The sequence below is a fragment of the Kitasatospora sp. NPDC023176 genome, from assembly GCF_055560495.1.
In genome coordinates, this window is the sequence record NZ_JBVHIP010000027.1 from 20,910 (window position 1) to 44,384 (window position 23,475).

At 74.6% G+C, this 23,475-nt stretch carries 23 protein-coding genes; 9 read left to right on the forward strand and 14 right to left on the reverse strand.

Annotation, left to right across the window (positions count from 1 at the left end; genetic code table 11):
* Window positions 1–78: 78 nt before the first annotated feature.
* Window positions 79–957: a CHAD domain-containing protein gene (locus ACZ3YL_RS29895; RefSeq protein ID WP_465660450.1), complete on the reverse strand. Its 879-nt coding sequence runs from the start codon at window positions 955–957 to the stop codon at window positions 79–81.
* Between the two features lie 161 nt (window positions 958–1,118).
* Between ACZ3YL_RS29895 and ACZ3YL_RS29900 the strand changes: the two genes are divergently transcribed.
* The 3 genes from ACZ3YL_RS29900 to ACZ3YL_RS29910 all read left to right on the forward strand — a co-directional run bounded on the left by ACZ3YL_RS29900 (window position 1,119) and on the right by ACZ3YL_RS29910 (window position 3,470).
* On the forward strand, window positions 1,119–1,790 hold the full coding sequence (locus tag ACZ3YL_RS29900; protein WP_465660451.1) for a hypothetical protein: 672 nt from the start codon (window positions 1,119–1,121) through the stop codon (window positions 1,788–1,790).
* A 134-nt stretch (window positions 1,791–1,924) separates the two neighbouring features.
* On the forward strand, window positions 1,925–2,731 hold the full coding sequence (locus tag ACZ3YL_RS29905) for a DsbA family protein (protein WP_188305054.1): 807 nt from the start codon (window positions 1,925–1,927) through the stop codon (window positions 2,729–2,731).
* A 91-nt stretch (window positions 2,732–2,822) separates the two neighbouring features.
* The gene (locus ACZ3YL_RS29910) at window positions 2,823–3,470 is read left to right on the forward strand and encodes a vitamin K epoxide reductase family protein (RefSeq protein ID WP_188305055.1); all 648 of its coding nucleotides are present in this window, start codon (window positions 2,823–2,825) and stop codon (window positions 3,468–3,470) included.
* Window positions 3,471–3,485: 15 nt separating this feature from the next.
* Here ACZ3YL_RS29910 and ACZ3YL_RS29915 read toward each other — a convergent pair whose 3' ends face one another.
* The 4 genes from ACZ3YL_RS29915 to ACZ3YL_RS29930 form a co-directional block, all read right to left on the reverse strand.
* On the reverse strand, window positions 3,486–3,986 hold the full coding sequence (locus ACZ3YL_RS29915; RefSeq protein ID WP_188305056.1) for an NUDIX domain-containing protein: 501 nt from the start codon (window positions 3,984–3,986) through the stop codon (window positions 3,486–3,488).
* Between the two features lie 104 nt (window positions 3,987–4,090).
* Window positions 4,091–5,164: a serine hydrolase domain-containing protein gene (locus ACZ3YL_RS29920; RefSeq protein WP_465660452.1), complete on the reverse strand. Its 1,074-nt coding sequence runs from the start codon at window positions 5,162–5,164 to the stop codon at window positions 4,091–4,093.
* A 96-nt stretch (window positions 5,165–5,260) separates the two neighbouring features.
* Window positions 5,261–5,773, reverse strand: a complete 513-nt coding sequence (locus ACZ3YL_RS29925; protein WP_465660453.1) for a GNAT family N-acetyltransferase — start codon at window positions 5,771–5,773, stop codon at window positions 5,261–5,263.
* Window positions 5,774–5,797: 24 nt separating this feature from the next.
* Window positions 5,798–6,190 (reverse strand): ankyrin repeat domain-containing protein, encoded by a 393-nt coding sequence (locus ACZ3YL_RS29930; protein ID WP_188305059.1) that lies wholly within the window; start codon window positions 6,188–6,190, stop codon window positions 5,798–5,800.
* 420 nt (window positions 6,191–6,610) lie between these two features.
* Here ACZ3YL_RS29930 and ACZ3YL_RS29935 point away from each other — a divergent pair, with 420 nt between their 5' ends.
* The 3 genes from ACZ3YL_RS29935 to ACZ3YL_RS29945 all read left to right on the forward strand — a co-directional run bounded on the left by ACZ3YL_RS29935 (window position 6,611) and on the right by ACZ3YL_RS29945 (window position 9,178).
* A complete protein-coding gene (locus ACZ3YL_RS29935) occupies window positions 6,611–6,805 on the forward strand; it encodes a hypothetical protein (RefSeq protein ID WP_188305060.1) in 195 nt (64 codons plus the stop codon).
* Window positions 6,806–6,915: 110 nt separating this feature from the next.
* Window positions 6,916–8,526 carry a hypothetical protein gene (locus ACZ3YL_RS29940; RefSeq protein WP_188305061.1) on the forward strand — a complete coding sequence of 537 codons (1,611 nt, stop codon included), beginning with the start codon at window positions 6,916–6,918 and terminating at the stop codon, window positions 8,524–8,526.
* Window positions 8,527–8,803: 277 nt separating this feature from the next.
* A complete protein-coding gene (locus tag ACZ3YL_RS29945) occupies window positions 8,804–9,178 on the forward strand; it encodes an RNA polymerase-binding protein RbpA (RefSeq protein WP_188305062.1) in 375 nt (124 codons plus the stop codon).
* Between the two features lie 208 nt (window positions 9,179–9,386).
* Here ACZ3YL_RS29945 and fxsA read toward each other — a convergent pair whose 3' ends face one another.
* The 5 genes from fxsA to ACZ3YL_RS29970 form a co-directional block, all read right to left on the reverse strand.
* On the reverse strand, window positions 9,387–9,956 hold the full coding sequence (gene fxsA, locus ACZ3YL_RS29950) for an FxsA family membrane protein (protein WP_465660454.1): 570 nt from the start codon (window positions 9,954–9,956) through the stop codon (window positions 9,387–9,389).
* A gap of 55 nt (window positions 9,957–10,011) precedes the next feature.
* Window positions 10,012–11,664, reverse strand: a complete 1,653-nt coding sequence (lnt, locus tag ACZ3YL_RS29955; RefSeq protein ID WP_188305063.1) for an apolipoprotein N-acyltransferase — start codon at window positions 11,662–11,664, stop codon at window positions 10,012–10,014.
* A 152-nt stretch (window positions 11,665–11,816) separates the two neighbouring features.
* On the reverse strand, window positions 11,817–12,269 hold the full coding sequence (locus ACZ3YL_RS29960; protein WP_188305064.1) for an N-acetyltransferase: 453 nt from the start codon (window positions 12,267–12,269) through the stop codon (window positions 11,817–11,819).
* Window positions 12,270–12,310: 41 nt separating this feature from the next.
* Window positions 12,311–13,918, reverse strand: a complete 1,608-nt coding sequence (locus tag ACZ3YL_RS29965) for an amidohydrolase (protein WP_465660455.1) — start codon at window positions 13,916–13,918, stop codon at window positions 12,311–12,313.
* 50 nt (window positions 13,919–13,968) lie between these two features.
* Window positions 13,969–14,409 carry an Lrp/AsnC family transcriptional regulator gene (locus ACZ3YL_RS29970; RefSeq protein ID WP_030058365.1) on the reverse strand — a complete coding sequence of 147 codons (441 nt, stop codon included), beginning with the start codon at window positions 14,407–14,409 and terminating at the stop codon, window positions 13,969–13,971.
* Window positions 14,410–14,639: 230 nt separating this feature from the next.
* On the opposite strand from ACZ3YL_RS29970, the gene ACZ3YL_RS29975 reads away from it, so the two are divergent.
* On the forward strand, window positions 14,640–15,140 hold the full coding sequence (locus tag ACZ3YL_RS29975) for a hypothetical protein (protein WP_188305066.1): 501 nt from the start codon (window positions 14,640–14,642) through the stop codon (window positions 15,138–15,140).
* A 124-nt stretch (window positions 15,141–15,264) separates the two neighbouring features.
* Here ACZ3YL_RS29975 and ACZ3YL_RS29980 read toward each other — a convergent pair whose 3' ends face one another.
* Window positions 15,265–16,428, reverse strand: coding sequence for an acyl-CoA dehydrogenase family protein (locus ACZ3YL_RS29980; RefSeq protein WP_188305067.1), 1,164 nt, complete (start codon window positions 16,426–16,428; stop codon window positions 15,265–15,267).
* A gap of 346 nt (window positions 16,429–16,774) precedes the next feature.
* Between ACZ3YL_RS29980 and ACZ3YL_RS29985 the strand changes: the two genes are divergently transcribed.
* Together ACZ3YL_RS29985 and ACZ3YL_RS29990 are read left to right on the forward strand one after the other, a co-directional pair.
* Entirely contained in the window at window positions 16,775–17,404 is a 630-nt protein-coding gene (locus ACZ3YL_RS29985; RefSeq protein WP_465660498.1) for a uridine kinase family protein, read from the forward strand.
* Between the two features lie 389 nt (window positions 17,405–17,793).
* Window positions 17,794–19,833, forward strand: coding sequence for an AAA family ATPase (locus tag ACZ3YL_RS29990; protein WP_465660499.1), 2,040 nt, complete (start codon window positions 17,794–17,796; stop codon window positions 19,831–19,833).
* A 66-nt stretch (window positions 19,834–19,899) separates the two neighbouring features.
* Here ACZ3YL_RS29990 and ACZ3YL_RS29995 read toward each other — a convergent pair whose 3' ends face one another.
* The 3 genes from ACZ3YL_RS29995 to ACZ3YL_RS30005 form a co-directional block, all read right to left on the reverse strand.
* Entirely contained in the window at window positions 19,900–20,886 is a 987-nt protein-coding gene (locus ACZ3YL_RS29995; protein WP_465660456.1) for a Rossmann-fold NAD(P)-binding domain-containing protein, read from the reverse strand.
* Window positions 20,887–21,060: 174 nt separating this feature from the next.
* Window positions 21,061–22,107, reverse strand: coding sequence for a hemolysin family protein (locus ACZ3YL_RS30000; protein WP_188302751.1), 1,047 nt, complete (start codon window positions 22,105–22,107; stop codon window positions 21,061–21,063).
* Window positions 22,104–23,447: a hemolysin family protein gene (locus ACZ3YL_RS30005; RefSeq protein ID WP_465660457.1), complete on the reverse strand. Its 1,344-nt coding sequence runs from the start codon at window positions 23,445–23,447 to the stop codon at window positions 22,104–22,106. The genes ACZ3YL_RS30000 and ACZ3YL_RS30005 overlap by 4 nt, the downstream gene beginning before the upstream one ends.
* Window positions 23,448–23,475: the final 28 nt, after the last annotated feature.

A 23,475-nucleotide genomic window follows, 5' to 3' on the forward strand; every position in this document is an offset into this window, starting at 1 on the left:
CGGGTACGGACCGCTACCAGGAGGAGCTGTCGGCACGCTCGGCCGCGGGCTGATCCGACGGGCCCCGAAGGAGCGCCGCTAACCGAACCGGGCCAGCTTCCGCCCCGAGGCCGCCGCCCACACCTCCGGCAGCCGCCCCCGTGCCCGTGCCGCCTCCGCCAGCTGGCCCGCGTACAGCACGCCGTAGGCGAAGGGCTCACCGTCCGCGGCCGCCTGGCCGACCAGGGCCGCCGCGGCGACCACCGCGTCCTGGTGCTCCCCCAGCACCTCCTGGACGGCCTTCATCCGCTCGGCGAACCGCTCCGCCGCCGCGCCGACCGCGGGGGCCGCCGTCTCGCCGGCGTAGCGGGCGCGCTTGGCGGCCTTGCGGGCCTCGTGCAGGGCGCCGTCGCGCTCCGCAGGGCCGGCGGCGAGGGCGGTGTGCACCCGGGCGGCCGTGCGGCGCTGTTCGCGGGCCGCGATCCGGGACAGTTCGGGGGCGGCGGCGCGGGCGGCGCGCGGGCGCAGCGGCGGGTCGGCGAGCAGGAGGGTCAGGGCGTCGCCGATGGCCCGGCGGCGCGGGCTGTCGAGGGCGGCGACCACTTCGGGCCACACCCGGCGGTACTCGGCGGCGCCGGACTGCTCCAGCACGCCCGCGACCCGTTCCGGCCCACAGGCGGCGGGCAGCTCCCGGGCCCGGGCGGTCAGGCGTTCGGCGAGCACCTCGCGGTCCCTGGCCCGGCCCAGCGCGGCGCCCAGCCAGCGCAGGTCGGCGGCCAGGGCGTCGGTGGCGCCGGGCTCGAGGAGCCGCCGGAAGGTCCGCAGGGCGCTGCGCAGCCGCCGGCAGGCGACCCGCATCCGGTGGACCGCGTCGGGTTCGTCCGCCCGGACGGCGTCCTCCAGCCCGGCCAGTACCACCGCCTGGGCCTCGATGCGGTCGAGCAGTGCCCGTCCCGCCGTGGTTTCGGGCTTGGCCATCTACGTGCACCCCCTCGTCGGGGCCACCGGGAACGTCTTCCAGGCTAGTCGCGGCGCGGCGGCTGTCGACTCCGCGACCGGCTGAGGGGGCGTCACCCGGAGGGAGTACCCGTACGCGCCCTCGTGCCCGGTGTAAGGGCCATGGCATACTCCGGAGCGTGATGACGTCCACCCATGCGACCAGGGCCCTGCGGGCCGCGGTGTTCACCGCGCTCGCCGTGCCGATGGCCGCGTTGGGCCAGGTGGTCATCACCGGTCGCCCGCTGCCGTTGTCGCTGGTGGCCACGGCGAGCAGCATCGTCTTCCTGGTCGCGGCCGTGCTGGCCGGCGGGGAGCGGCGGATGCTGCACATCTCCGCCGTGATGGTGCCGGTCGAGCTGCTGCTGAACACCACCTTCAACCTGGGCCAGACCGGCTGTGGGCCGGTGCTGTCCGAGCACGTGTCCGCGCGCGGGGTGAACCTGCTGGTCTGCGGCGGCGGTTCGATGGACGGCTCGCTGCTGAGCGGCCCGCTGGGCCATGCCGGGCAGTTGGCGCCCGCCGCGACCCAGCTGCTGCTCCTGACGGTGCACCTGGCGATCGCCCTGGCGGCCTCGGCCTGGCTGCGGCTGGGCGACGCGGCGCTGTCGGGCCTGGCCCGGGCGCTGCGCGCGCTGCGCCAGTCGCCGGCCCGCGCGCTGCGGGCGCTGCTCCTCCTGCTGCTCCCCGCTCCGGTGCGCCCGGTGCTGCGGGTGCCGCTGCCGGTGGCGGACCACGAGCGGCCGCGCCGCGAGGACGTGGTGCTGAGCCCGGCTCCCCGGCGGGGTCCGCCGGTCTTCGCGCCTGCCTGCTGAGCGCGTACCCCGCTTCGTCAAGCACGGTTCCGTACGCCCCAGGCAGTGCGCACGACTCCCGCGTCACTTGCCCCGCCGCACCCGGTGCGGCCACTCGCGCGCACCCGCGCGCCGCGTACAGGAGTTGACTCCCCATGGCTCAGGACAAGAACAAGAAGCGCATCAGCGCCCGCGAGCGCATCCAGGAGGCGCAGCGCCGCGAGCAGCAGACCGCCAAGCGCCGTCAGCGGATCGTCGTGGCGGTGTCCGCCGTCGTCGTGCTCGCCCTGGCGGGCGGTGTGGCGCTCGCGGTGAACACGGGCTCGAAGAACGACGACAAGGGGTCCGCGGCCGCGTCCTCGGCCCCGCTGGTCGTCCCGGCCAACGCGACCGGCCCGGACGGCACGGTGATCACCTACGGCAAGGCCGACGCCCCGCACACCATGGAGGTCTACGAGGACTTCCGCTGCCCGGTCTGCAAGCACTTCGAGACGGCGAACGGCCAGACCGTCAAGGAGCTGACCCAGGACGGCCGGATCAAGGTGGAGTTCCACCTGGCCGCCTTCCTGGACAAGAACCTGGGCGGCAAGGGCTCGCGCACCGCGCTGGCCGCGGCCGGGGCCGCGCTGAACGAGGGCGTGGACAAGTTCAAGGCCTTCCATGACGTGCTGTACGCCAACCAGCCGGACGAGCGCAGCGACGCCTTCGGTGACGTCAACCACCTGCTGGACCTGGCCGGCCAGGTGCCCGGTCTGAAGACGGACGCCTTCGTGAAGGCCGTCACCGACAAGACCTACGCGCCGTGGGCGGCGAAGGTGGCCGACGCGTTCAACGACAGCGGGGTGACCGGCACCCCGACGGTCAAGGTGGACGGCAAGACGATCAACCTGTTCGCGGGCAACTCCACCGCGACGCCCGAGCAGTTCACCGCCCAGGTCAAGCAGGCCGCCGGCCTGCAGTAGGCCGCACCCCACCGCACCGCACGGCACCACCGGCCCGGCCGAACTCCCGGCCGGGCCGGCTCCTCCCAGCCAGCCACCGGAGTGTGCTGTCATGACCGCGACCACCGTGCACCTCTCCCCTCCCACCCCCGACGCCGCCGGCCGGGCCCCGATCGGCGCGAGCCGGGCCCTCGCCCTGCTGCTGCTCCTCGGCGGACTGGTCGGGCTGGCCGCCTCGGCCGTCCTGACCTTCGACAAGCTCCGCATCCTGGAGAACCCGTCGTACGTCCCCAGCTGCAACATCAATCCGGTGATCAGCTGCGGCTCGGTGATGCGCACCGAGCAGGCGGAGGTCCTCGGCTTCCCCAACCCGCTGCTCGGACTGGCCGCCTTCGGCGCACTGGCGGCGATCGGGGCGGGGCTGCTGGCCGGGGCCGCCTACCGGCGCTGGTTCTGGCTGGGCCTGCACGCCGGGACGGCCCTGGGCGTGGTGTTCGTGCACTGGCTGGTCGACCAGGCGCTGTACGACATCGGCGCGCTCTGCCCCTACTGCATGGTGGTGTGGGCGACGGTGGTGGTGCTGTTCTGGTACACCACCCTGCACAACCTGCGCACGGGCGTGATCCCGGTCGGGCCCAGGATGCGGACGGTCGCCCGGGAGGCGGCGCGCTACCACTGGGCACTGCCGGTGCTGTGGGCGGCGGTGATCGCGCTGCTGGTGCTCAACCGGTTCTGGTACTACTGGAGCACCCTGCTCTGACCAGCCGGAACGGGCTCACCCCAGGTACCCCGCCGAGTGCAGCAGCGTCACGGCGCCGGTCCGCCGGGCCTCCAGGGCCCCGGTGAGCCGGCGCGCCGCGCAGGGGTGCAGCAGGGCGGCCGCCCGGGCGGGGCTGAAGTAGCCGTGGCCGGCGATCTCCTCGGCCTGCAGCCGGACCACCGTGCCCGGTTCGACCGCGCCGCCGTCGAACATGAAGTGCACGGCGGGGTGGGCGTGTTCGCCCTGGTCGGGGATCGCCTCGCGCCACTCCACCACCAGCAGCCGCAGTTCGCCCGCCAACAGCCCGGTCTCCTCGCGCAGTTCGCGGGCCGCGCACTCGGCGGGCCCCTCCCCCGGGTCCATTCCGCCGCCGGGGAACTGCCACTGGTCGCGGTAACTCGCCTTCAGCAGTAGGACCTTGCCGTCCTCGCCGGTGAGCAGCACGCTGCACCCGACGTAGGCGCGCACTATCCCGGCAAGCCACTCCTGCTCCGAGAGTGCCCAGGTCTCCGTCATCGCGCCTCCTTCGCCGGCCGCTCCCCGTCGCGGCCACTCTGCCGCAATCACCGCCGCATGAAAGGTGGTTCGTACCTAATCCACCCGATCGGGTGCCGGACCTGTCAGCCGAAGACCGCCCGCCGGAAGGCGTTGCGCAGGTCGGTGAGCGACTGGGTGACCCTGCTGTGGTGCACCTGATTGGTGAGCAGCAGGGCCCAGCGGCCGAGCCGGCGGGAGACCCAGATGCCGGTGCCGGTGAAGCCGTAGTGGACGAAGGTGCCCTCGGCCGGCTCGGTGCCGGCGGCGTACAGCCAGGAGAGGCCGCGGGCGGGGGCCAGGCCGCCGGTCTGCTCGCGCAGCGACTCGCCGATCCACGGTTCGCCCCACGGGAGTCGGGGCGGCGGGGCGAGCAGGGCGGTGAGGAAGCGGGCGAGGTCGCGGGCGGTGGAGAAGGCGCCGGCATTGCCGGAGACGCCGCCGAGCAGCCGGGCGGAGGGGTCGTGCACGACGCCGCGCAGGTGGGCGCCGGTCGGCTCGTGGTACTCGGTGGGCGCCGTCCGGGCCGCCTCCGCGGCGCCGAGCGGCCCGTACCGGGTGTCGGTCATGCCGAGCGGCCGCCAGGCCCAGCGGGCGGCGAGTTCGTCCAGCGGCGCGCCGCCGAGGTCCTCGACGAGGTAGGTGAGCAGCACGGCGGCGCGGTCGGTGTACTCGACGGCGACCCCCGGCGCCCGGTGCAGCGGGGCGGCGAGCACCCCGGCCCGGATCGCGGCCGGCTCCCGTCCGTAGAGCTGCTCGAAGCGGGTGTACGGGAGCATCCCGGCGGTGTGGGCGAGGAGTTGACGGACCGTCACGACACCGACCGGATGCCCGTCGGCGGGCTGCCAGCAGCGGCCGAGCGGTTCGTCCAGCGGCAGCCGGCCGGACTGCCAGAGCACCCCGGCACAGGGCCAGAGCGCCACGATCTTGGTGAGGCTGGCGAGGTCGTACCGGGTGTCCGGCCCCGGCGTCAGCCGCGCGTACGGGCCCTGCCCGAGCGTGCCGTGGCTGCCGCCGCCGAGCGTGCCCCCGGCGTCGCCGACGGCCCAGACGGCGCCCGCGCCGACGGTGCGCGCGCCCTCCCGGACCAGCCGGTCCAGCTCCCCGCCCGGCGCGGCCAGGGCGGGGAGGCGTTCGGCTCCGGGCGGTTGGTGGCTCATCGGTCGCTCCCCTCGGTCCGGCGCGGGGAACCTACCCGGCGCGACGGCCGCTCAGACCGGCGCGACGCAAGCCGGCGCCGCTCAGACCGGCACCGCTCAGACCGCCGCGACCTCCTTGCCGAGGCAGATGCTCTGCGGGTGGTCCTTGTACATGCCGTACTTGCGGATCGCGACGTAGCCCTCGGAGCCGTACAGCGCGACGGCCTCGGGCTGCTCGGTGCCGGTCTCCAGGATGAGGCGGGTGCGGCCGGCCTCGACGGCGGCCTCCTCCAGCCGGTGCAGCACCGCCCGGGCCAGGCCCCGGCCGCGGGCGTCGGGGATGACGAACATCCGCTTCAGCTCGGCGTCGCCGTCACGCAGCCCGTCCAGGCCGCCCTGCTTGGCCCGCCAGCCGCCGCAGGCGACCGGGCGGCCGTCCAGGTAGGCGATCAGGAACAGACCGGACGGCGCCTCGAAGTCCTCGGCGCGCATCACCGTGTCGTCCGGGCCGCCGTAGCGGCGGACGTACTCCTGCTGCACCTCCGCCGACAGGGCCTGTGCGTCGGGGTGGGCGTACCCGGTGATGCGGAACTCGACGGTGCCGGTGGCCTCGGTGGTGGTGCTCTCCATGGAGGAAGAGCCTACGGCGTCGGCTCAGCGACCCTCGAACCGGGCGAGCAGCTCGGTCTTGCCGAACATCGCGGCGGCGTCGACGGCGGACGGGACCCCGGCCCGGGGGTCGGCTCCGCCGGCGAGCAGGGCGTCGACGACGTCCGCGCCGCCCTTGAAGACGGCTCCGGCCAGCGGGGTCTGGCCCTTGTCGTTGGCGCGGTTCGGGTCGGCGCCGCGCTGGAGCAGGGCTTCGACGGTGCCGGCGTGGCCGTGGTAGGCGGCCAGCATCACGAGGGTGTCACCGCTGCCGTTGGTGAGGTCCGCGGAGACGCCCGCGTCCAGGGCGGCGGCCAGGGTGGCGGTGTCTCCGGCGCGGGCGGCGTCGAAGAGCTTCCCGGCGAGCGCGATCACCTCGGCGTCGGGGGCATCGGTCATGGCAGGGGTGCCTTTCCTGTGGGCCGCTCCGGTGGGCCGGCGGGGGCCGGTGCGTACCGCACCGTAGCGGCCGGCGCCGGCCCGGGCCAGCGGGCGTCCGGATTCCGGACGGCGGCCACGCCGGTACGGGCGCGGTACGACGTGCGGCCGCGCGGGTCGCGAAGCCATTCGAGCGAACTTCCCGGACCCCCCGGAAACTTCCCACCCACCCCCCGGGAATGCCTCGCGGCACCGATTCCACGCGGCGGCCACCCGGCCCGGGGCCCCACCCCGCCCGGTTCGCATACCGCCGTCCGGCCGCCGGCGCGGCATCGGGCGACAGAACCACCCATTTGCGGCGTTCCGTCATCTATTACTTTTTGTCACGATTAGGGCACTTTAAGTAACACTGTCCCCCGTCCCCCTCCCCGAGGAGCAGAAGTGATCCTCTCGATTTCCGGCATCGTCCTGTTCGGCACCATCGCCTTTCTGTTCTTCCGCAGGGACGGACTGAAGGTTTCCCACGCCATCGTCTGCGCCCTCTTCGGCTTCTACGTCGCCGGCTCCTCGATCGCCCCGAGCATCACCGCCGGCGGCGCCAGCCTGGCGAGCCTGCTCGGCGGCCTCCGCTTCTAGGCGGCGCCTCTCCCCCACCGGCCCGGGCGCGGATCCCACCGCCCCGGGCCCCGTCGTACCACGAGCAGTCCCCTCACCCCACCCGTCCCACTCGCCCGGGGAGTCACGCAATGCCGCTCCACCGCCATCTCAGCAAGGGCCGCGAGATCGCCCGAACCGCCGGGGACCACGCCACCGACATGTTCGCCCCGCTCAGCGTGATCGGCCGCGGGCTGCGCCACCACGCCGGCTGGGCCAGGGACCGCTGGCAGGCCACCCCGAAGGAGCGCCGCGGCCCGACGCTGTTCCTGTCCGCCGCCATGCTGATCGGCATCTACCTGCTGCCGCACGGCCTGCTGTTCGCGCTGGTCGCCCTGATGGCCAGCTCCGCCTGGGCCGGCCGGGCCCCCAAGGCGGCGCCCGCCGCGCCCGCGCCCGACGTCGCCGACATCAAGCTCGGCGCCCTCTACTCGGCACTCACGCCGTACCTGTGCGGGCCCGAGGACGCCAACCCGCTGTACCACTTCGAGGGCGAGTACAAGAACGCCTTCAGCGCCTGGGAGTTCGACGGCGATGGCCGGCTGTCCCGGCTGGAGCTGACCTACCCCGCGTACTTCACCGACACCGAGCCCGCCGCCCGGGCCCGGATCGAGCAGGTCGTCCAGGGCAAGGCCGGGCGGGCCCGGGAGTACCGCTTCGACTGGGACGAGGAGTCCAACCGGCTGCGGATCACCGCACTGGCCCCGCTGCCCACCGACATCGCCGCCCAGCGCTTCGTCGCCGCCCCGGGCGAGATCGTGCTCGGCTTCACCGACGAGGACGGCACCGCCCGCACCATCCCGGTCACCCAGGGCGGCGCCACCGCCCAGCAGCCCCCGGTGATCTGGCGCACCGGCCCGCGCTCCTCCGAACCGCACCTGCTGGCCCTCGGCGTCACCGGCTACGGCACCTCCAGCCTGATCCGCTCGATCGCGCTCCAGGCGCTCCCGTACGGCGACCTGGTGGTGATCGACGGCGCCGGCACGGGCGAGCACGCCTGCCTGGTCAACCGGCCCGGCGTGCACACCGTGGAGACCAGCCTGCACGGCGCGCTGGCCGCGCTGGAGTGGGCCGTCCAGGAGACCGAGCGCCGGCTCGCCGCGCTGAACGCCGCCCGGCACACCGGCAGCGCCCTGCCCGAGGACCTCACCCGGCCGCTGTGGCTGCTGCTGGACCACCCGACCGAGCTGGGCGAACTCGCCCACGCCGAGGGCCGCCCCGACCCCCAGGAACTGCTGGAGCTGCCGCTGCGGCACGGCCGGGCCGCCCGGGTCACCGTGGTGATCGCCGACGACGTCGAGGCCCGGGACCGGATCACCCCGACCGTCCGGGCCACCACCCGGGCCCGGGTGCTGCTCGGCCCCGCCGGGCCCGAGGAGGGCCACGCCGCGCTCGGCGCGCCGCTGGACATCGTGCCCGCCGCGCTCGCCCCGGTCGGCCGCGGCTACGCCCGGATCGGCAACGGCACCCCGCTCCGGCTCCAGGTGCCCGCCACCGTCGACCCGCTGGACGAGGACGCCCCGGCCCAGCTCCGGGACGCGGTGATCGCCCTGCTCCCGCACCGGGACACCCGCACCGAACCGGCCTCCGAGGCCCCGCCGCGCCCGGACCGCCCGCCGGTCGCCCCGGCGGACGCCCCGCCCGCCCGACCGGTCGACCTCGGCAAGACCGAGCCGATGATCCGTTCCCGACCGATCTCCTGACCGCCCGGAAACCGGGGGCGGCGGGCGCCGCGGAATCCCGTCCCGGTACGCTCGTCACAGAAAGCCCCCACGATCACCGGATGTGAAATAGGTGACACCCGGGGTGATATCACCGGCCAGATGTGACAAATCGGGCGGCGGTGGGTACAAACAGGGACGGCACTACAGACGACGCATGTCCCGGGACGGGAATCTTCGTCGGAAGCCGAGCGTTGACCGAACGACGAAGAACAGCGACCACTAGTCCTGTGGGCCATAAGCCCGGGAGGCACGATTCATGAGCGAGCGAGCTCTCCGCGGCACGCGACTCGGGGCCACTAGCTACGAGACCGACCGTGGTATCGATCTGGCTCCCCGCCAGACCGTCGAGTACGCATGTCAGAACGGACACCGATTCGAGGTTCCTTTCTCGGTCGAGGCGGAGATCCCCCAGGCCTGGGAATGCCGCTTCTGCGGCCAGGAGGCGGTACTCCTCGACGGTGAAGAGCCGGAGGAGAAGAAGACCAAGCCCACCCGCACCCATTGGGACATGCTGATGGAGCGCCGGACGCGCGAGGAGCTGGAGGAGGTGCTGGCCGAACGGCTGGCCGTGCTCCGCTCCGGCGGGATGAACCTCGCGGTGCACCCGCGGGACACCCGTAAGAGCGCCTGACACATCTCGCTCCCGCCGTGCGCGGGAGGACGCGAAAAGGGGCCCTGGTCACCAGGGCCCCTTTCGCGTTGTCCGCTCGGCGTCGTTGTGCGCTCGGCGTGCCGTGCGCGCACCTGGGGGCCGTACGCACACCCGTGGGCCGCACGTACGGCTGTGGGCCGCCCGGTCGCCGGGCGGCCCACAGGTGTGTTCGCGGTTCCGTTCGCGGTCAGCCGTCGATCGGCGGGCGGTAGCCGGTGTCCGGGCCCTGCGGGCCGGTCTCCGGGTCCACCACCTTGCCCTGGATGACCTTGCCGTCCGGGCGGTGGATGCGCAGCTGCTCCTGCAGCCGCATCGCGTCCGCGAACGCGTCGGTGCCAGCCGTGGAGGTGCTGCGCATCGCCTTGTCCGCGACCCGGCGGCCGGCCGCCCGCCACAGCGCCCTGGTGGGCGGGAACAGCAGGGTCAGGGCGACCAGGTCGGACAGGAAACCGGGGATGATCAGCAGCAGCCCGGCCAGTACGGTCAGGCTGGTGCCGGTCTCCGGCTGCTGGGACTGCGGGTTCTTGCTCTGCTCGATCGCCGCCGACAGCGCCTTCAGCCCGGCCCGCTTGATCAGCGACCCGCCGATCACACCGCCGGCGATGAGCAGCAGCAGGACGACGAAGCCGCCCAGCCACGAGCCCACCAGGACCAGCAGCCAGATCTCCAGCACCAGCCAGGCGGTGATCAGCAGCGGCAGCACCCGGCGGAGCCTGCTACGCGGGACCGGACGGGCGGGGGTAGCTTGCTGGGTCACGGTACGAATCCACTCCAAGCGGTGCTCTGCGCGCCGCACGGGAGATCCGGGCCGGCTACGGCACCACCTGGTCCAACGATTCCCCGGCGGCCGGTGTTCCGTCCACGGCCCTGTCCACGGCCTTCTTGCGGCGGCCGAGCAGCACGGCGGCGGCGCAGGCCAGCAGGCCTCCGACGGCCAGCGTCCACTCCGGGGCCGCGCCGACCCGGTCGGCGACGGTGGTGCCGTCGCGCAGCGGGACGGTGGCGGACAGCTCGGCCGGGGTCAGCTCCGCGGTGCGCTGCTCCACGGTGCCGTCCGGGGCGATCACCGCGCTGATGCCGCTGGTGGCGGCGATCAGGACGGACCGGCCGTGCTCCACCGCGCGCAGCCGGCTCATCGCGAGCTGCTGCTCCGGCTGGCCGGTCTTGGCGTAGGTCGCGTTGTTGGTCTGGACCACCAGGACGCGGGCGCCGCTGTCCACGGTGTCCCGGACGATCTCGTCGTAGGCCACCTCGAAGCAGATCACGTCGCCGATCCGCGCCGGGCCGAGCTGCATCACACCGTTGTGGTCGCCGGGGTAGAAGTCCCGGGCGACCCGCTGGAGGCGGGTGACCACCTTCATCAACTGGGCGCGGAACGGCACGTACTCGCCGAACGGGACGGGGTGCTGCTTGGTGTACGAGGCGCCGGGGCCGGTGACCGGGTCCCAGACGATGCCCTCGTTCTGGACGTGCTGGGCGTCCGGGCCGTCCACCAGGGTGCCGACCAGGGTGGGCACACCGACGGCCTGGACCGCCTCGTCGATGCGCTGGCGGGCCAGCGGGTCGCTGAACGGGTCGAGGTCGGAGGAGTTCTCCGGCCAGATCACCACGTCGGGCCGCGGCACCTTGCCGGCCCGGACGTCGGCGGCGAGCCGCTCGGTGGCCGAGGCGTGGTTGTTGAGCACCATCATCGGGCGGCCGAGGAAGTCCATGCCCGGGTTGGGCACGTTGCCCTGGACGATGGCGACCTTCACGGTGTCGGCCGCAGCGGTGGGCACCGGGACGAGGTAGCCGGCCAGCAGCGCGGCCACCGCGCCCAGCGCCGCCAGCGCGGCCGCCTTCGGGGCCCGGCCCGGCCCGCGCACGCGCAGCGCGGCCCAGGCGAGCAGGGTGCCGGAGAGCGCGACGGCGAAGGTCACCAGCGGAGCGCCGCCGAGCGCGGCCAGCGGGGTGTACGGGGTGGCGGTGTTGGCGAAGGCGAGCCGGCCCCAGGGGAAGCCGCCGAGCGGCAGCCGGTCGCGCGCCCACTCCTGGGTGACCCACAGCGCGGCCGCCCAGAACGCCCAGCCGGGCAGCCGGGAGGTGAGCGCCAGCGCCCCGCCGAGCAGGGCCAGGAACAGCGCCTCGATCACGGACAGGCCGACGGTGGCGTCCCAGCCGACCACCCGCAGCCAGCTGAGCAGCATCAGGAAGAACGGCAGCCCGAAGGCGAAGCCCGTCCAGGCGCCCTGGCGGAAGGTGCGGCCGCGGGTGAGCAGCGAGAGCGCGGCGACGCCGAGCAGGGACAGCGGCCACAGGTCGTACGGCGGGAAGGCGAACGCCAGCAGCAGGCCGGACAGCGCGGCGAGACCGGTACGCGGCAGCCCGGCCCGGACCTTGGCGAGCGCGCGGGCGCCGCGGCCCGGGGTGGGGGCCGGGTCCTGTGGCTCGGCAGCGGTCCCGGACCGCTCCTGGGTGACGGGCATGGCCACCGGCGCACCATCTTCCTGGGGCTTGCTGTTCGGACGCTGTGCGAAGAAGGTACCCCGGAACGTCGAGGCCGCGTGAGGTCAGGGTGGTAGGCCCCACCCCTGGCTCCTCCCCCCTGGCCCCCGGCCTCCGCCCGGCCCCCGCCCGCTCAGCGCTCGGAGTAGTGGAGCCGCCCCAGCGGCCAGTGTCCGGTGAGCCAGGCGGAGACCGCGCGGTACAGCGGGGCGTCCAGGGCGGCGCGGTCGGCGCGGACCCAGGAGCTGACCGAGACCACGGACGGGTCCTCGCGGTCCGGGTAGATGTACACGCAGCCGATCACCTCGTCGCGGTCCGGCTCCAGGACGGTGTAGGTGAAGCCCCGGCGGGCCTCGAAGTCGGCGGCGTGGCGCCGCAGGTCGGCGAGGTTGTCCTCCAGGGGCATGCCGTCGGCGGGCGGCCAGCCGCGGCCGGCCCAGCCGGGGGTGGCGCGGATGTGCTCGACGCTGCCCGTCCAGGCGGCGTGGTCGGAGGCGTTGTGCCGCTCGCCCAGGGGCTCCAGGCGGAACTCCGGGGCGAGCAGCTCGCGGGGGACGGTGAAGTCGGCGGGTACCAGTGTGGTCATGGCGGGCACCCTACGAGCCGGCCGCCCGCCGATCATCCGGTTTACCGCTCGTACACGGTCCGGCCGCGGACCACCGTGCGCAGGCAGACGGGCAGTTCGTGGCCGGGGGTGAGGTCGGGCAGGCCGGGGGTGCCGGAGCGCGGGTCGGTCGACCAGCCGGCCACCCGGGAATCGGGGGCCTGGACGACCAGCTCGTCGGCCGCCCAGACCGCGTAGCTGGCGACCGCGCCGGGCACCAGCACGCCGTCGTGGTCGCGGCCGATCGCGCGCCAGCCGCCGCGGGTGTGGGCGGTGAAGGCGGCGCGGACCGAGATCCGGTGATCGAGGGTCCGGTGGAAGGCCGCGGCACGGACCGTGCCCCAGGGGTCGAGCGGGGTGACCGGGGCGTCCGAGCCGAAGGCCAGCGGGACCCCGGCCCGCAGCAGCGCGGCGTACGGATTGAGGACGGCGGCCCGCTCGGCGCCCAGGCGCTGCACGTACATGCCGTCCGGGCCGCCCCAGGCGGCGTCGAAGGCGGGCTGGACGGAGGCGGTGAGGCCGAGCTCGGCGAAGGCCGCGATGGCCTTGTCGTCCAGGGCCTCGGCGTGCTCGACGCGGTGGCGCAGCGCCTTGACCCGGTCGGCGCCGACCCGCTCGCCGGCCGCGCGCACGCCCTCGATCACGGCGGCCAGGGCCGCGTCGCCGATGGCGTGGAAGCCGGCCTGCAGCCCGGCCTCGGTGCAGGCGGCGACGTGGTCGGCGACCTGCTCGGCGGTCAGATAGGCGGTGCCGGTGTGCTCGGCGTCGGCGTACGGGGTGTGCAGGCAGGCGGTGTGCGAGCCGAGCGCGCCGTCCACGAAGAGGTCACCGCCGGCGCCCACCGCGCCGAGCCGCCGGGCGGTCTCGATGCCGCCCAACTCGCCCCAGTAGCCGTACACTTCGGGGCCCTCGCCATCGGCGGCCAGGGCCAGCAGGGCGGCCAGGTCGGCCTCCGAGGAGATCTCCGGGCCGGCGCACTCGTGCAGGGCGCCGATGCCGAGTTCGGCCGCGCGGGCCAGGGTGGCGCGCTGGGCGCGGCCGCGCTGCGCGGGGGTGAGGCGGGCGAGCGCGGTCCGCCGGACGGCGTGGTGGGCGTCCTTGGTGAGCGGGCCGTCGGCGTCGTGGCCGGGCCGCCCGGCGAGGCCCTCCGTGAGGGTGCGCAGCGCGGTGGTGGCGAGCGCGGAGTGGACGTCGGTGCGGGAGAGGTAGAGCGCGGCGCCGCGGGCGGCCTCGTCGAGTTCGGCGAGCGTGGGCGGGCGGCCCTCGGGCCAGCCGGTCTCGTCCCAGCCGTGGCCGATCAGCACCCCGCCGTCCTCCGGCCGGGCCTCGACGAAGGCGGTGACGGCGGCCAGGGTGGCGGCCAGCGAGGGGCTGCCGGTGAGGTCGAGGCCGGTGAGCGCCAGTCCGGCGGCGGTGGCGTGCACATGGGCGTCGACGAAGGCGGGGGTGACCAGGGCGCCGTCCAGCTCGACGATCTCGTCGGCGGTCGCGGCGTACGCCTCGGCGGCGCCGTCGCTGCCGACCCAGGCGATGTGCCCGCCCTCCACGAGCATCGCGGTGGCGAAGGGATCGGCGGGGCTGTAGACGGCGCCGCCGCGCAGCAGGACGGTCCGGGAGGTGCGTTCGGTCATGCGGCTAAGTCTGCACCGTGCTTTTCGCTCCGCGGAGTCCGGTCCGGCCTTCAGAGTTTCGGAGGCCGGGCCTCGTACGGGGTGGACAGCACGACGGTGGTGCGGGTGGAGACTCCGGCGGCGCTGCGGATGCGGGCGAGCAGGTCCTCCAGGTCGCCGGGGGCGCCGACCCGCACCTTGAGGATGTAGTTCTCGTCGCCGGCGACGCTGTGACAGGCCTCGATCTCGGGCAGGCCGGCCAGCCGGTCCGGGGTGTCGTCGGGGGCGCTGGGATCGAAGGGTTTGACCGAGATGAACGCGGTCAGCGCCAGGTCTACGGCGTCGGGGTCGATGATCGCGGTGTAGCCGCGGATCACCCCCCGCTGCTCGAGGCGGCGCACCCGCTGGTGCACCGCCGAGGTGGACAGGCCGGTGGCCTTGCCCAGGTCCGTGTAGCTCATCCGGCCGTCCTCTAGGAGCAGCTGGACGATGCGTTGGTCGAGATCCTCCACAGTGCGCAAACCTACCGGGTCGGGGGCACGGGGGGCGCACGACGGTTGCACGGGGTGGGACCGCAGGTGTCAGACGGGCATGTGCCGGGTGAATGTGGCGGCCGGTGTGGCCAAGGACACACCCGGTGCATCACGGTGCGCAACTCCGCAGGATTATGAGCCCGAGTCGGAGGGAAGTGCTGGTTGTGGCCCTGAGCGACCACGCCGGGCCCGATCCTAGGGGGATCCCCATGCCTGCTACTGACCAGCGCGTGCTGGCCACCGACGAGACCGACGAGCTGACCGGCCGCGACGACCTCGCGGTCGACCACATGCCGGGCAACGACCCCGGCGAGGCCGAGACCTGGGACATCTTCCGGGTCCACTGCCCCGAGTGCCGTCGCCCCATCGCCCTGGTGACGGACGAGGAGCAGCTGCCGCAGCACGCGCTGCTGCCCACGGCCTGGAACCCCTTCGCCCCCGCGATCTGCCCCGGCTCGGGCACCCCCACCGACGACCTGGCCGAGGTGGAGAGCCCGGAGGACGACGAACCGGCCGGGTTCGACGCGCTGTTCAAGCTCCCGAGCGGGCTCGACTGGCGCACCCAGCCGTTCTCCCACGCGCTGGTGCACCGCCCGGCACGCGGCTCGGCGACCGGCGGCGCCGCCCCGGTCAAGGCCGTCCGGCCGATCGCCGCGACCGTCCCGCTCGCCACCATCCCGGATCAGCGCCGGCGGCTCGTCCGCCGCTGACTCTCCCTGCCCGCAAGCGCGTTGACGCCCTGTCAGCACATCGCCTCCGGCCGTCACCCCGCACCCTGGAGTGACGGCCGGAGGCCGTATCGGGGAGGGCCGCGGCCCTCCGTCCAGCCCTGGCTCAGCCCTTGGTGAGGTGGCGGCCGATCACCAGGCGCTGGATCTGGTTGGTGCCCTCGACGATCTGCAGCACCTTCGCCTCGCGCATGTAGCGCTCGGCCGGGAAGTCCTGGGTGTAGCCGTAACCGCCGAGCACCTGGACGGCGTCGGTGGTCACCCGCATCACCGTGTCGGTGCAGAACAGCTTGGCCATCGCCGCCTCCTTGGAGAACGGGCGGCCCGCGTCCTTCAGCCGCGCGGCGGCGAGGTACAGCGCGCGCCCGGCCTCGATCTGGGTGGCCATGTCGGCGAGCATGAAGGACAGGCCCTGGAAATCGGCGATCGGGCGGCCGAACTGGCGCCGGGTGCGCGCGTAGTCGACCGCGAGGTCGAGCGCGGCCTGGGCGACGCCGATCGCGCAGGCCGCTATGCCGAGGCGGCCGGAGTCCAGCGCGGCGAGCGCGATCTGGAAGCCCTGGCCGTCCTCGCCGATCAACCGCTCGCGGGCCACCCGGGCGCCGTCGAAGTGCAGCTGGGCGGTCGGCGAGGAGCGCATGCCCATCTTGTGCTCCGGCGGCGCGGCCGACAGGCCCTGCTGGGTGCCGGGGACGAGCAGGCAGCTGATGCCCTTGGGGCCGTCGGCGCCGGTGCGCACCAGTGCGCTGTAGAAGTCGGCCTGCCCGCCGTGGGTGATCCACGCCTTGGTGCCGTTGACGACGTACTCGTCGCCGTCGAGGTCGGCGCGGGTGCGCAGGGCCGCCGCGTCCGATCCGGACTGCGGCTCGGAGAGGCAGTAGGCGCCGAGCTGCTCGCCGGAGAGCATGCCGGGCAGCCACTTCTCGCGCTGCTCCTCGCTGCCGAAGGTGGCCAGCGCGTGGCAGGACAGCGTGTGCACGCTGACGCCGAGGCCGACGGCCAGCCAGCCGGCCGCCAGCTCCTCCAGCACCTGCAGGTACACCTCGTAGGGCTGCTCGCCGCCGCCGTACTCCTCGCCGTACGGGAGGGACAGCAGGCCGGCCTCGCCGAGGGTGCGGAAGACCTCCCGGGGGAAGCGGCCGGCCGCCTCGTCCTCCGCCGCGCGCGGCTGCAGCTCGCGCTGGACCAGGTCCCGGGTGAGGCTCAGCAGCTCGCGGGCCTCCTCGCTGGGCAGCTGGCGCTCCACGGCTTTCACGGGGGAGGGGGTCATGGCGAGGGTCGCCTCCTCGATCGGGTGCCGGCCCGGGATGGCGGGTGGTCCGGCGCGGGTGTGGCAGGTCGGCCCGACCGGCACCGGGTTGCGGTGAACGGCCGTTCACAGGCGTGGCGAAGGCGAGTATGCCCGAAACCCGCGCTGCCGTCACGACCTGCACGGATCAACTGTCCGCAGTGGTGGGCTACGGCACCGTAGGGTTGACGTTGTGGCTGCTTCCGGAACCGCTCGCTCCCTTCGACCGCCCGTTCCCGTCGACGCGCCGACCGGGCGCGGGGCGACCGACGACGTCGCGGCGGCCGGTGCCGACGTCACGGCGGCGGGTGTCGACGCGCTCGGCGCGGTGGACACGGACGGCCCGGCCGAGGCGCTCGCCGCGCTGGCCGGCGAGCTGCGCGCGCTGCCGCCCTCCTGCGGGCCGGTGAGGCTGGTCGCGGTGGACGGACACGCCGGCTCCGGCAAGACCACCTTCACCGGCCGGCTGGCGGCGGCGCTCGGCGGGGCTCCGGTGGTCCACCTCGACGACCTGGCCACCCACACCGAGCTCTTCGGCTGGACCGGGCGGCTGCGCGAGCAGGTCCTGGAGCCGCTGGCGGCCGGCCGGGACGCCGAGCACCGGGTGTACGACTGGACGCTGCGCCGCTTCGCGGGCACCGCCCGGGTGCCGGCCGCGCCGGTGGTGCTGGTGGAGGGGGTCGGGGCCGGGCGCCGGGAGGTGCGGCCGTGGCTGGCCCGGGTGATCTGGATGGAGTTGGACGCCGCCGCGGCCCGGCGGCGGGGCGAGCAGCGGGACGGGCCGGAACTCGCCGGGTTCTGGGCCGCGTGGGCCCGCGCGGAGGCGGCGCACTTCGCCGCCGACCCGAGCCGTCCGCACGCCGCGACGCGGGTCGACGGGGTGACCGGACGGATCGCGCCGAGCACCGTCGGTGAACCTTCAACTAGGCCCTTGACCTGCGACATCACCAGGACCTAGGTTCTCCTCAGCCGCCGGAACCCACCGTTCCGGCCGCTTCGGACCCGGCGTCCCCGGCTTGTTCCCCCGTGAGCCGGGGGCGCCGTCCGGTCCCCTCCCCCGACCCGCCCGGCCAGCGGTGTTTCGGCCATCCGGCGGCTCAACCACCGTGCGCGCGATCGCATTTGACCCTGTGCGGCACCCTTCCGGATCAGCCCCGCGCCGGTACGATTCCCGGTAGGCGCGTATGCGCCCCGGGGGCTCGACGACCACCGGCCCGGCCGCGCACAGGCGATCCGCCGGCCGAGCCCCGGGCCACACCGCGGGGGGCGTGAGTGACGACGGTCGACAGTTCCGACAGCACGGCGGGCGGCCCGGACCGGCTCGCCGACCGGGCCTGGCAGCGGGCCATGGACGCCTACACGGCGGGCGCCTACGCCCGGGCCGAGGAGGAGTTCCGGGCGGCCGTCCGGCTGGACCCGGGGATGGCCGACGCCTGGCTCGGCCTGCACGCGCTGCGCAGCGACACCTCGGCGGCACTGCTGGCCATGTACCGCAACCAGAACCGCTTCGGCGAGCAGCGGCGGCTGCACCGGCGCCCGCTCAGTTCCTGGTACTGGCTGGGCTGGTGGGTGCAGCCGGTGCTGGAGGACGCCCGCGACCTCGCGCTGGCGCACGCCTCGCACTGGCTGGACGGCCGCCACCTGGCCGAGCTGGACCGGGCGTTGGAGCAGTGCCCGGCGCCCAGCGAGGACCCGTCCGCGCAGTTCCTGTACGCCTGCCGGTCCTACCTGCTCAAGGACTGGGAGCAGCTGATCCGGGACACCGACCGGTTACTCGACGACCCCCTGCTCGGCATCGAGGCCGGACTGTTCGCGGGCATGGCCCGGGTGCGGCTGGACATGTGCGCCCAGGCGCAGGCCCCGCTGGCCGCCTCGCTGGCCCGCTGCCGCTCCGAGCAGCCGCAGCGCAAGGAACTGCGCTACTGGCTGGCCCGGGCGTACGAGGGGGCCGGGCGCAGCGCGGCGGCGCTGCCGCTGTACCGGGCGGTGCACCGGGCGGATCCGGCGTTCATGGACACCTCGGCCCGGCTGACGGCGATCTCGGCGGAGGACGCGCTCGCGGACGGGCTGCTCGCGGACGGGCGCTCGGGCGGGCTCGACGGCGCCAGACTGGAGGGTGCCGGGCTCGACGGCGCCGGGATCGACGGCGCCGGGCTGGACGGCGCGGGGATGGACGGCGCGGGGCTGGACGCGGGGCTCGACGCGGGCCTGGACGGTGCCGGACCGGGCAGCGGACCGGCCTTCCAGGACGACCCCGGGTACGCCGAAGGACCGCTCTACGACGCCGAGTTCGGCACCGGCACCGCACCGATCGGCGGCGGTCCCTCGGTGGACGCCACCCTGGTGGACGGCCCGCTCGCCGCGCCCGAACCGGACACCGCCCCCGCGGGCGGCGCCTCGCAGGCGACCGGTGAGCGCACCGGCGGCGGTGCGGGCGCCCCGGCCGGCCCCGCCGTCCCCGTACCGCTGCCGGCACGCGGCGAGGCGCAGCCCCGCACCGCTCCCCCGCCGGCTCCCCGACCGACGGGCGACGAACGGGAGTTGGACGCGGCGCTGGCCGAACTCTCGCTGATGGTCGGCCTGGAACCGGTCAAACGCCAAGTGCGGGCGCTTTCGGCCCAGTTGAGGATGTCCCGACTGCGGGCCGAGCAGGGGCTGCCGGTCCAGCCGCCGAAGCGGCACTTCGTCTTCTCCGGCCCCTCCGGCACCGGCAAGACCACCGTGGCGCGGATCCTGGGCAGGGTCTTCCACGCCCTCGGCCTGCTCTCCGGCGACCACCTGGTCGAGGCCCAACGCGCCGACCTGGTCGGCGAGTTCCTCGGCCAGACCGCGGTCAAGGCGAACGACCTGATCGACTCGGCGCTGGACGGCGTGCTGTTCATCGACGAGGCCTACAGCCTCTCCAACTCCGGCTACACCAAGGGCGATGCCTACGGCGACGAGGCGCTCCAGGTGCTGCTGAAGCGGGCCGAGGACAACCGGGACCGGCTGGTGGTGATCCTGGCCGGCTACCCCGAGGGGATGAACCGGCTGCTCGCCACCAATCCCGGCCTCAACTCCCGCTTCACCACCAGGGTCGACTTCCCCAGCTACCGCCCGAACGAGCTGACCGCGATCGGCGCGGCGCTGGCCGGCCGGGACGGCGACGGCTGGGACGAGGACGCCGCCGAGGAGCTGGCCAGCATCTGCACCCACGTGGTGCGCGAGGGCTGGATCGACGAGCTGGGCAACGGCCGGTTCATCCGCACCCTGTACGAGAAGTCCTGCGCCTACCGGGACTTGCGGCTGTCGCTGCTGCGCGAGCCGCCGGGCCGGGAGGACCTGGCGACGCTGCGGCTGCCGGACCTGGTGCAGGCCTACGGGGAGCTGATCGACGGCCGGGGCTGACGACCGACTCCCCCGCAGGGCCTCAGCCATCGAGCTACCGGGCCAGAGCCGTCGGGCGACCGGGCCTCAGCCGTCGAGCAACCGGGCCTCGCGCTCGGGATCGAGCCCGACGTTCGGCCGGTCGGCGCGCTGCGGGGCCTCGCCGCCGATCGACCGCAGCCAGGCCCAGGTGTCCTGGACCGTCTCGGCGACCGGGCGGCAGCGCAGCCCGGCGTCGACGGCGCGGGCCACCGAGGCGCCGTGCAGGAAGTCGTAGAGCTCGCCGGGCGCCAGCCAGATCGGCAGCTCCGTCCACGGCTGCACCCCGGCCGCCACGATCCGCTCCGGGTCGGTCCAGCGCAGTTCGGCGTCCGAGCCGGTGGTCCGGACGCAGGCCTCCAGCAGCCCGCCCATGGTGGTGTGGCCGGCCGGGCTGACCACGTTGTACGGGCCGCTCAGCCGGGCCGCCGTCGCGTCCAGGATCCAGGTGGCGAGGTCGCGGCCGTCGATGTACTGCAGCGGCAGGTCGCGCGGGCCGGGGGCGAGCACCGGGCCGCCGCGGGCGATCCGGTTCAGCCACCAGGGCAGCCGGCCGATGTTCTCGTGCGGGCCGAGGATCAGCCCGGCGCGGACCAGCAGGGCTCGCCCGCCGAACTCCGCCTCCAGGGCCAGCTCGGCGCCGCGCTTGGCCTCGGCGTAGCCGACCTCGCCGGTGAGGTCCGGGGAGGCGGGCACCACCGGCGCCGTCTCGTCCGCCCCGGCGCGCAGCGGGTAGTCGTACACCGAGCGGCTGGAGACGTACGCGTAGTGGCCGACCCGGCCGTTCAGCCGCCGGGCGCTGTCGCGCACCGAGGCCGGGGCCCAGGACCAGGTGTCCACCACCGCGTCCCACTCCCCGGTGCCGAGCGCCGCGAGGCCGTCCTCGGCCGTGCGGTCCCCGTGCAGCACCCGTACGCCCTCGGGCGCGGGCTGCGTACCGCGGTTGAGCGCCGTCACCTCCCATCCCCTGGCCAACGCCTCCTCGGCCACGACCCGTCCGACGAACTTCGTTCCACCCAGCAGCAGGAGTCTCATGCCGACCACCCTGCGGGCAGGGTGGTCGGCCTGGGAACCGTTGAACGCTCTGGGCGGAATCGCCGGGAGCGGACACGCCGTGAGCGAACGCGGGTGTCAGCCGACGGAACGCGGGAGAGCGGCGGGGCGGCGGCGGGCGGCGGGCCCGCGGGGCGGCGGCGGGCGGCGGTGCGGTCAGACGCTGGTGCGGTGGTCCGGGTCGTGCATCTCGCCGACCAGTTCCTCCAGCACGTCCTCCAGCATGACCACGCCGGCCGTGCGGCCGTCCTGGTCCAGCACGGCGGCCAGGTGGCAGGTGGCCCGGCGCATCGCGCCGAGGGCGTCGTCCAGCGGGAGGCTGCCGCGCAGCACCGTGATCGGCCGCCACAGCCGGGCCGGGACGGGCGCCGACGGGTCCTCCACGTCGAGGATGTCCTTGAGGTGGAGGTAGCCCAGGTAGCCGTGGCCGGCCGGGTCGCCGTCGGAGACCGGGAAGCGCGAGAAGCCGGTGCGCAGGGCGAGTTCCTCGACCTCGGCGGCGGTCGCCTTCGGGTCCACGGTGACCAGTTGCTCGGCCGGCAGCAGCACGTCGGTGACCGGGCGGCGGCCCAGCTCCAGGGCGTCCTCCAAGCGCTCCTGGCGGTCCTCGTCGAGCAGGCCGGCGTCCCGGGAGTCGACCAGCAGGTACATCAGCTGCTCGGTGGTGAAGACCGACTCGACCTCGTCCTTGGCCTCGACCCGGAACAGCCGCAGCACGCCGTTGGCGAGCGCGTTGAACATCCGGATCACCGGGGCGAGCCAGCGGGCCAGCCGGTCCAGCGGCGGGCCGAGCCAGAGCGCGGCCCGCTCCGGGCCGGCCATGGCCATGTTCTTCGGCACCATCTCGCCAAAGACCATGTGGAGGAAGACCACCACGGCGAGCGAGATCCCGTAGGAGAGCGGGTGCATCAGGCCGGACGGGACACCGATCGCGTGGAACGGGCCCTCCAGGAGGGAGGCGATGGTCGGCTCGGCGAGCGCGCCGAGACCCAACGAGCAGACGGTGATGCCGAGTTGGGCGGCGGCCAGCATCGCGGAGACATTGGACAGCGCGTGCAGCACGGTGCGGGCACGCTTGTGCCCGGCCTCGGCGAGCGGCTCGATCTGGCTGCGGCGCACCGAGACGACGGCGAACTCGGCGCCGACGAAGAAGGCGTTGCCGAGCAGCAGCAGCACGGCGACGGCGAGTTGGAGCACGGTCATCGGACGCCCTCCCCGCCCTCGCCGAACAGCCCGGGCGCGCTGGTGCGCTCCACCCGGACCTGGCTGGTGCGGTGCCGGTCGACGCCGGTCACGGTGAGCCGCCAGCCGGGCAGTTCGGCCTGCTCACCGACCTCGGGGAGCTTGCCGAGCAGGTCGGAGACCAGGCCGGCCAGGGTCTCGTACGGGCCGTCCGGGGCGTGCAGGCCGATCGCTCCCAGCTGGTCGAGCCGGGCACGGCCGTCGGCCTCCCAGACGGGCCGGCCGTCGACGGCCGGCAGCGGGAGCAGGTCGGGGTGGTCGGCCGGGTCGTGCTCGTCCTGCACCTCGCCGACGATCTCCTCGACGATGTCCTCGACGGTGACGACGCCGGCGGTGCCGCCGTACTCGTCGACCACGATGGCCATCGGCTGGAGGCGGCGCAGCTGGTCGAGCAGCCGCTCGGCGGGCAGGGTCTCGGGCACCAGCAGCGGCGGCGAGGCCAGCTCGGCGACCCGGACCAGGCCGCGCCGGGCGGCCGGGACGGCGAGGGCGTCCTTGAGCGTCACGATGCCGGTGATCTCGTCCACGGTGTCGGTGTAGACCGGGAAGCGGGACAGGCCGGTGGCCCGGGTCAGGTTGATGACGTCCGAGGCGGTGGCGTCGCGCTGGAGGGCGGCGACGTCGATCCGCGGGGTCATCACCGACTCGGCGGTGAGGTCGCCCAGGCCGAGGGTGCGCACGAACAGGGTCGCCGACTCCTCGTCTATCGCGCCGGCCTTGGCCGAGTGCCGGGCCAGCGAGACCAGCTCGGCCGGGGTGCGGGCGTGCTCCAGCTCCTCCTGCGGCTCGATGCCGAAGGCCCGGACCGTACGGTCGGCGGCGCCGTTCAGGAAGCTGATCAGCGGGCGGCAGACGAAGGAGAAGGCCATGTGCGGGGCTGCGACGGCGCGGGCCACCTGGAGCGGGCGGGAGATCGCCCAGTTCTTCGGGACCAGCTCGCCGATCACCATCTGGACGACGGTGGCCAGCACCATGCCGACCACCACGGCGACGCCGCGGGTGGCCGAGTCGGGCACCCCGATGCCCGACATCACGGGCTGGAGCAGGGTCGACAGGGCCGGCTCGGCGAGCATGCCGACCACCAGCGAGGTGACGGTGATGCCCAGCTGGGCTCCGGAGAGCTCGAAGGAGAGGTGCCGCAGGGCCCGGGAGACCCGGCGGGACTTGGCGTCGCCGGCCTCGGCGGAACGCTGCACCGCGCCCCGGTCGGCGGTCACGAAGGCGAACTCGGCGGCCACGAAGAGGCCGTTGGCGAGGATCAGGAGCAGGGCTGCGAACAACAGCAGCCAGGCGGTGATCACAGTGCCGCCTGCCTTCCGGGGATCGGAA

Coding starts and splice junctions, on each gene's coding strand:
- ACZ3YL_RS29895 (WP_465660450.1), bottom strand. CDS start 957: ATGGCCAAGCCCGAAACCACGGCGGGACGGGCACTGCTCGACCGCATC.
- ACZ3YL_RS29900 (WP_465660451.1), top strand. CDS start 1,119: ATGACGTCCACCCATGCGACCAGGGCCCTGCGGGCCGCGGTGTTCACC.
- ACZ3YL_RS29905 (WP_188305054.1), top strand. CDS start 1,925: ATGGCTCAGGACAAGAACAAGAAGCGCATCAGCGCCCGCGAGCGCATC.
- ACZ3YL_RS29910 (WP_188305055.1), top strand. CDS start 2,823: ATGACCGCGACCACCGTGCACCTCTCCCCTCCCACCCCCGACGCCGCC.
- ACZ3YL_RS29915 (WP_188305056.1), bottom strand. CDS start 3,986: ATGACGGAGACCTGGGCACTCTCGGAGCAGGAGTGGCTTGCCGGGATA.
- ACZ3YL_RS29920 (WP_465660452.1), bottom strand. CDS start 5,164: ATGAGCCACCAACCGCCCGGAGCCGAACGCCTCCCCGCCCTGGCCGCG.
- ACZ3YL_RS29925 (WP_465660453.1), bottom strand. CDS start 5,773: ATGGAGAGCACCACCACCGAGGCCACCGGCACCGTCGAGTTCCGCATC.
- ACZ3YL_RS29930 (WP_188305059.1), bottom strand. CDS start 6,190: ATGACCGATGCCCCCGACGCCGAGGTGATCGCGCTCGCCGGGAAGCTC.
- ACZ3YL_RS29940 (WP_188305061.1), top strand. CDS start 6,916: ATGCCGCTCCACCGCCATCTCAGCAAGGGCCGCGAGATCGCCCGAACC.
- ACZ3YL_RS29945 (WP_188305062.1), top strand. CDS start 8,804: ATGAGCGAGCGAGCTCTCCGCGGCACGCGACTCGGGGCCACTAGCTAC.
- lnt (WP_188305063.1), bottom strand. CDS start 11,664: ATGCCCGTCACCCAGGAGCGGTCCGGGACCGCTGCCGAGCCACAGGAC.
- ACZ3YL_RS29960 (WP_188305064.1), bottom strand. CDS start 12,269: ATGACCACACTGGTACCCGCCGACTTCACCGTCCCCCGCGAGCTGCTC.
- ACZ3YL_RS29965 (WP_465660455.1), bottom strand. CDS start 13,918: ATGACCGAACGCACCTCCCGGACCGTCCTGCTGCGCGGCGGCGCCGTC.
- ACZ3YL_RS29975 (WP_188305066.1), top strand. CDS start 14,640: ATGCCTGCTACTGACCAGCGCGTGCTGGCCACCGACGAGACCGACGAG.
- ACZ3YL_RS29980 (WP_188305067.1), bottom strand. CDS start 16,428: ATGACCCCCTCCCCCGTGAAAGCCGTGGAGCGCCAGCTGCCCAGCGAG.
- ACZ3YL_RS29990 (WP_465660499.1), top strand. CDS start 17,794: ATGGACGCCTACACGGCGGGCGCCTACGCCCGGGCCGAGGAGGAGTTC.
- ACZ3YL_RS29995 (WP_465660456.1), bottom strand. CDS start 20,886: ATGAGACTCCTGCTGCTGGGTGGAACGAAGTTCGTCGGACGGGTCGTG.
- ACZ3YL_RS30000 (WP_188302751.1), bottom strand. CDS start 22,107: ATGACCGTGCTCCAACTCGCCGTCGCCGTGCTGCTGCTGCTCGGCAAC.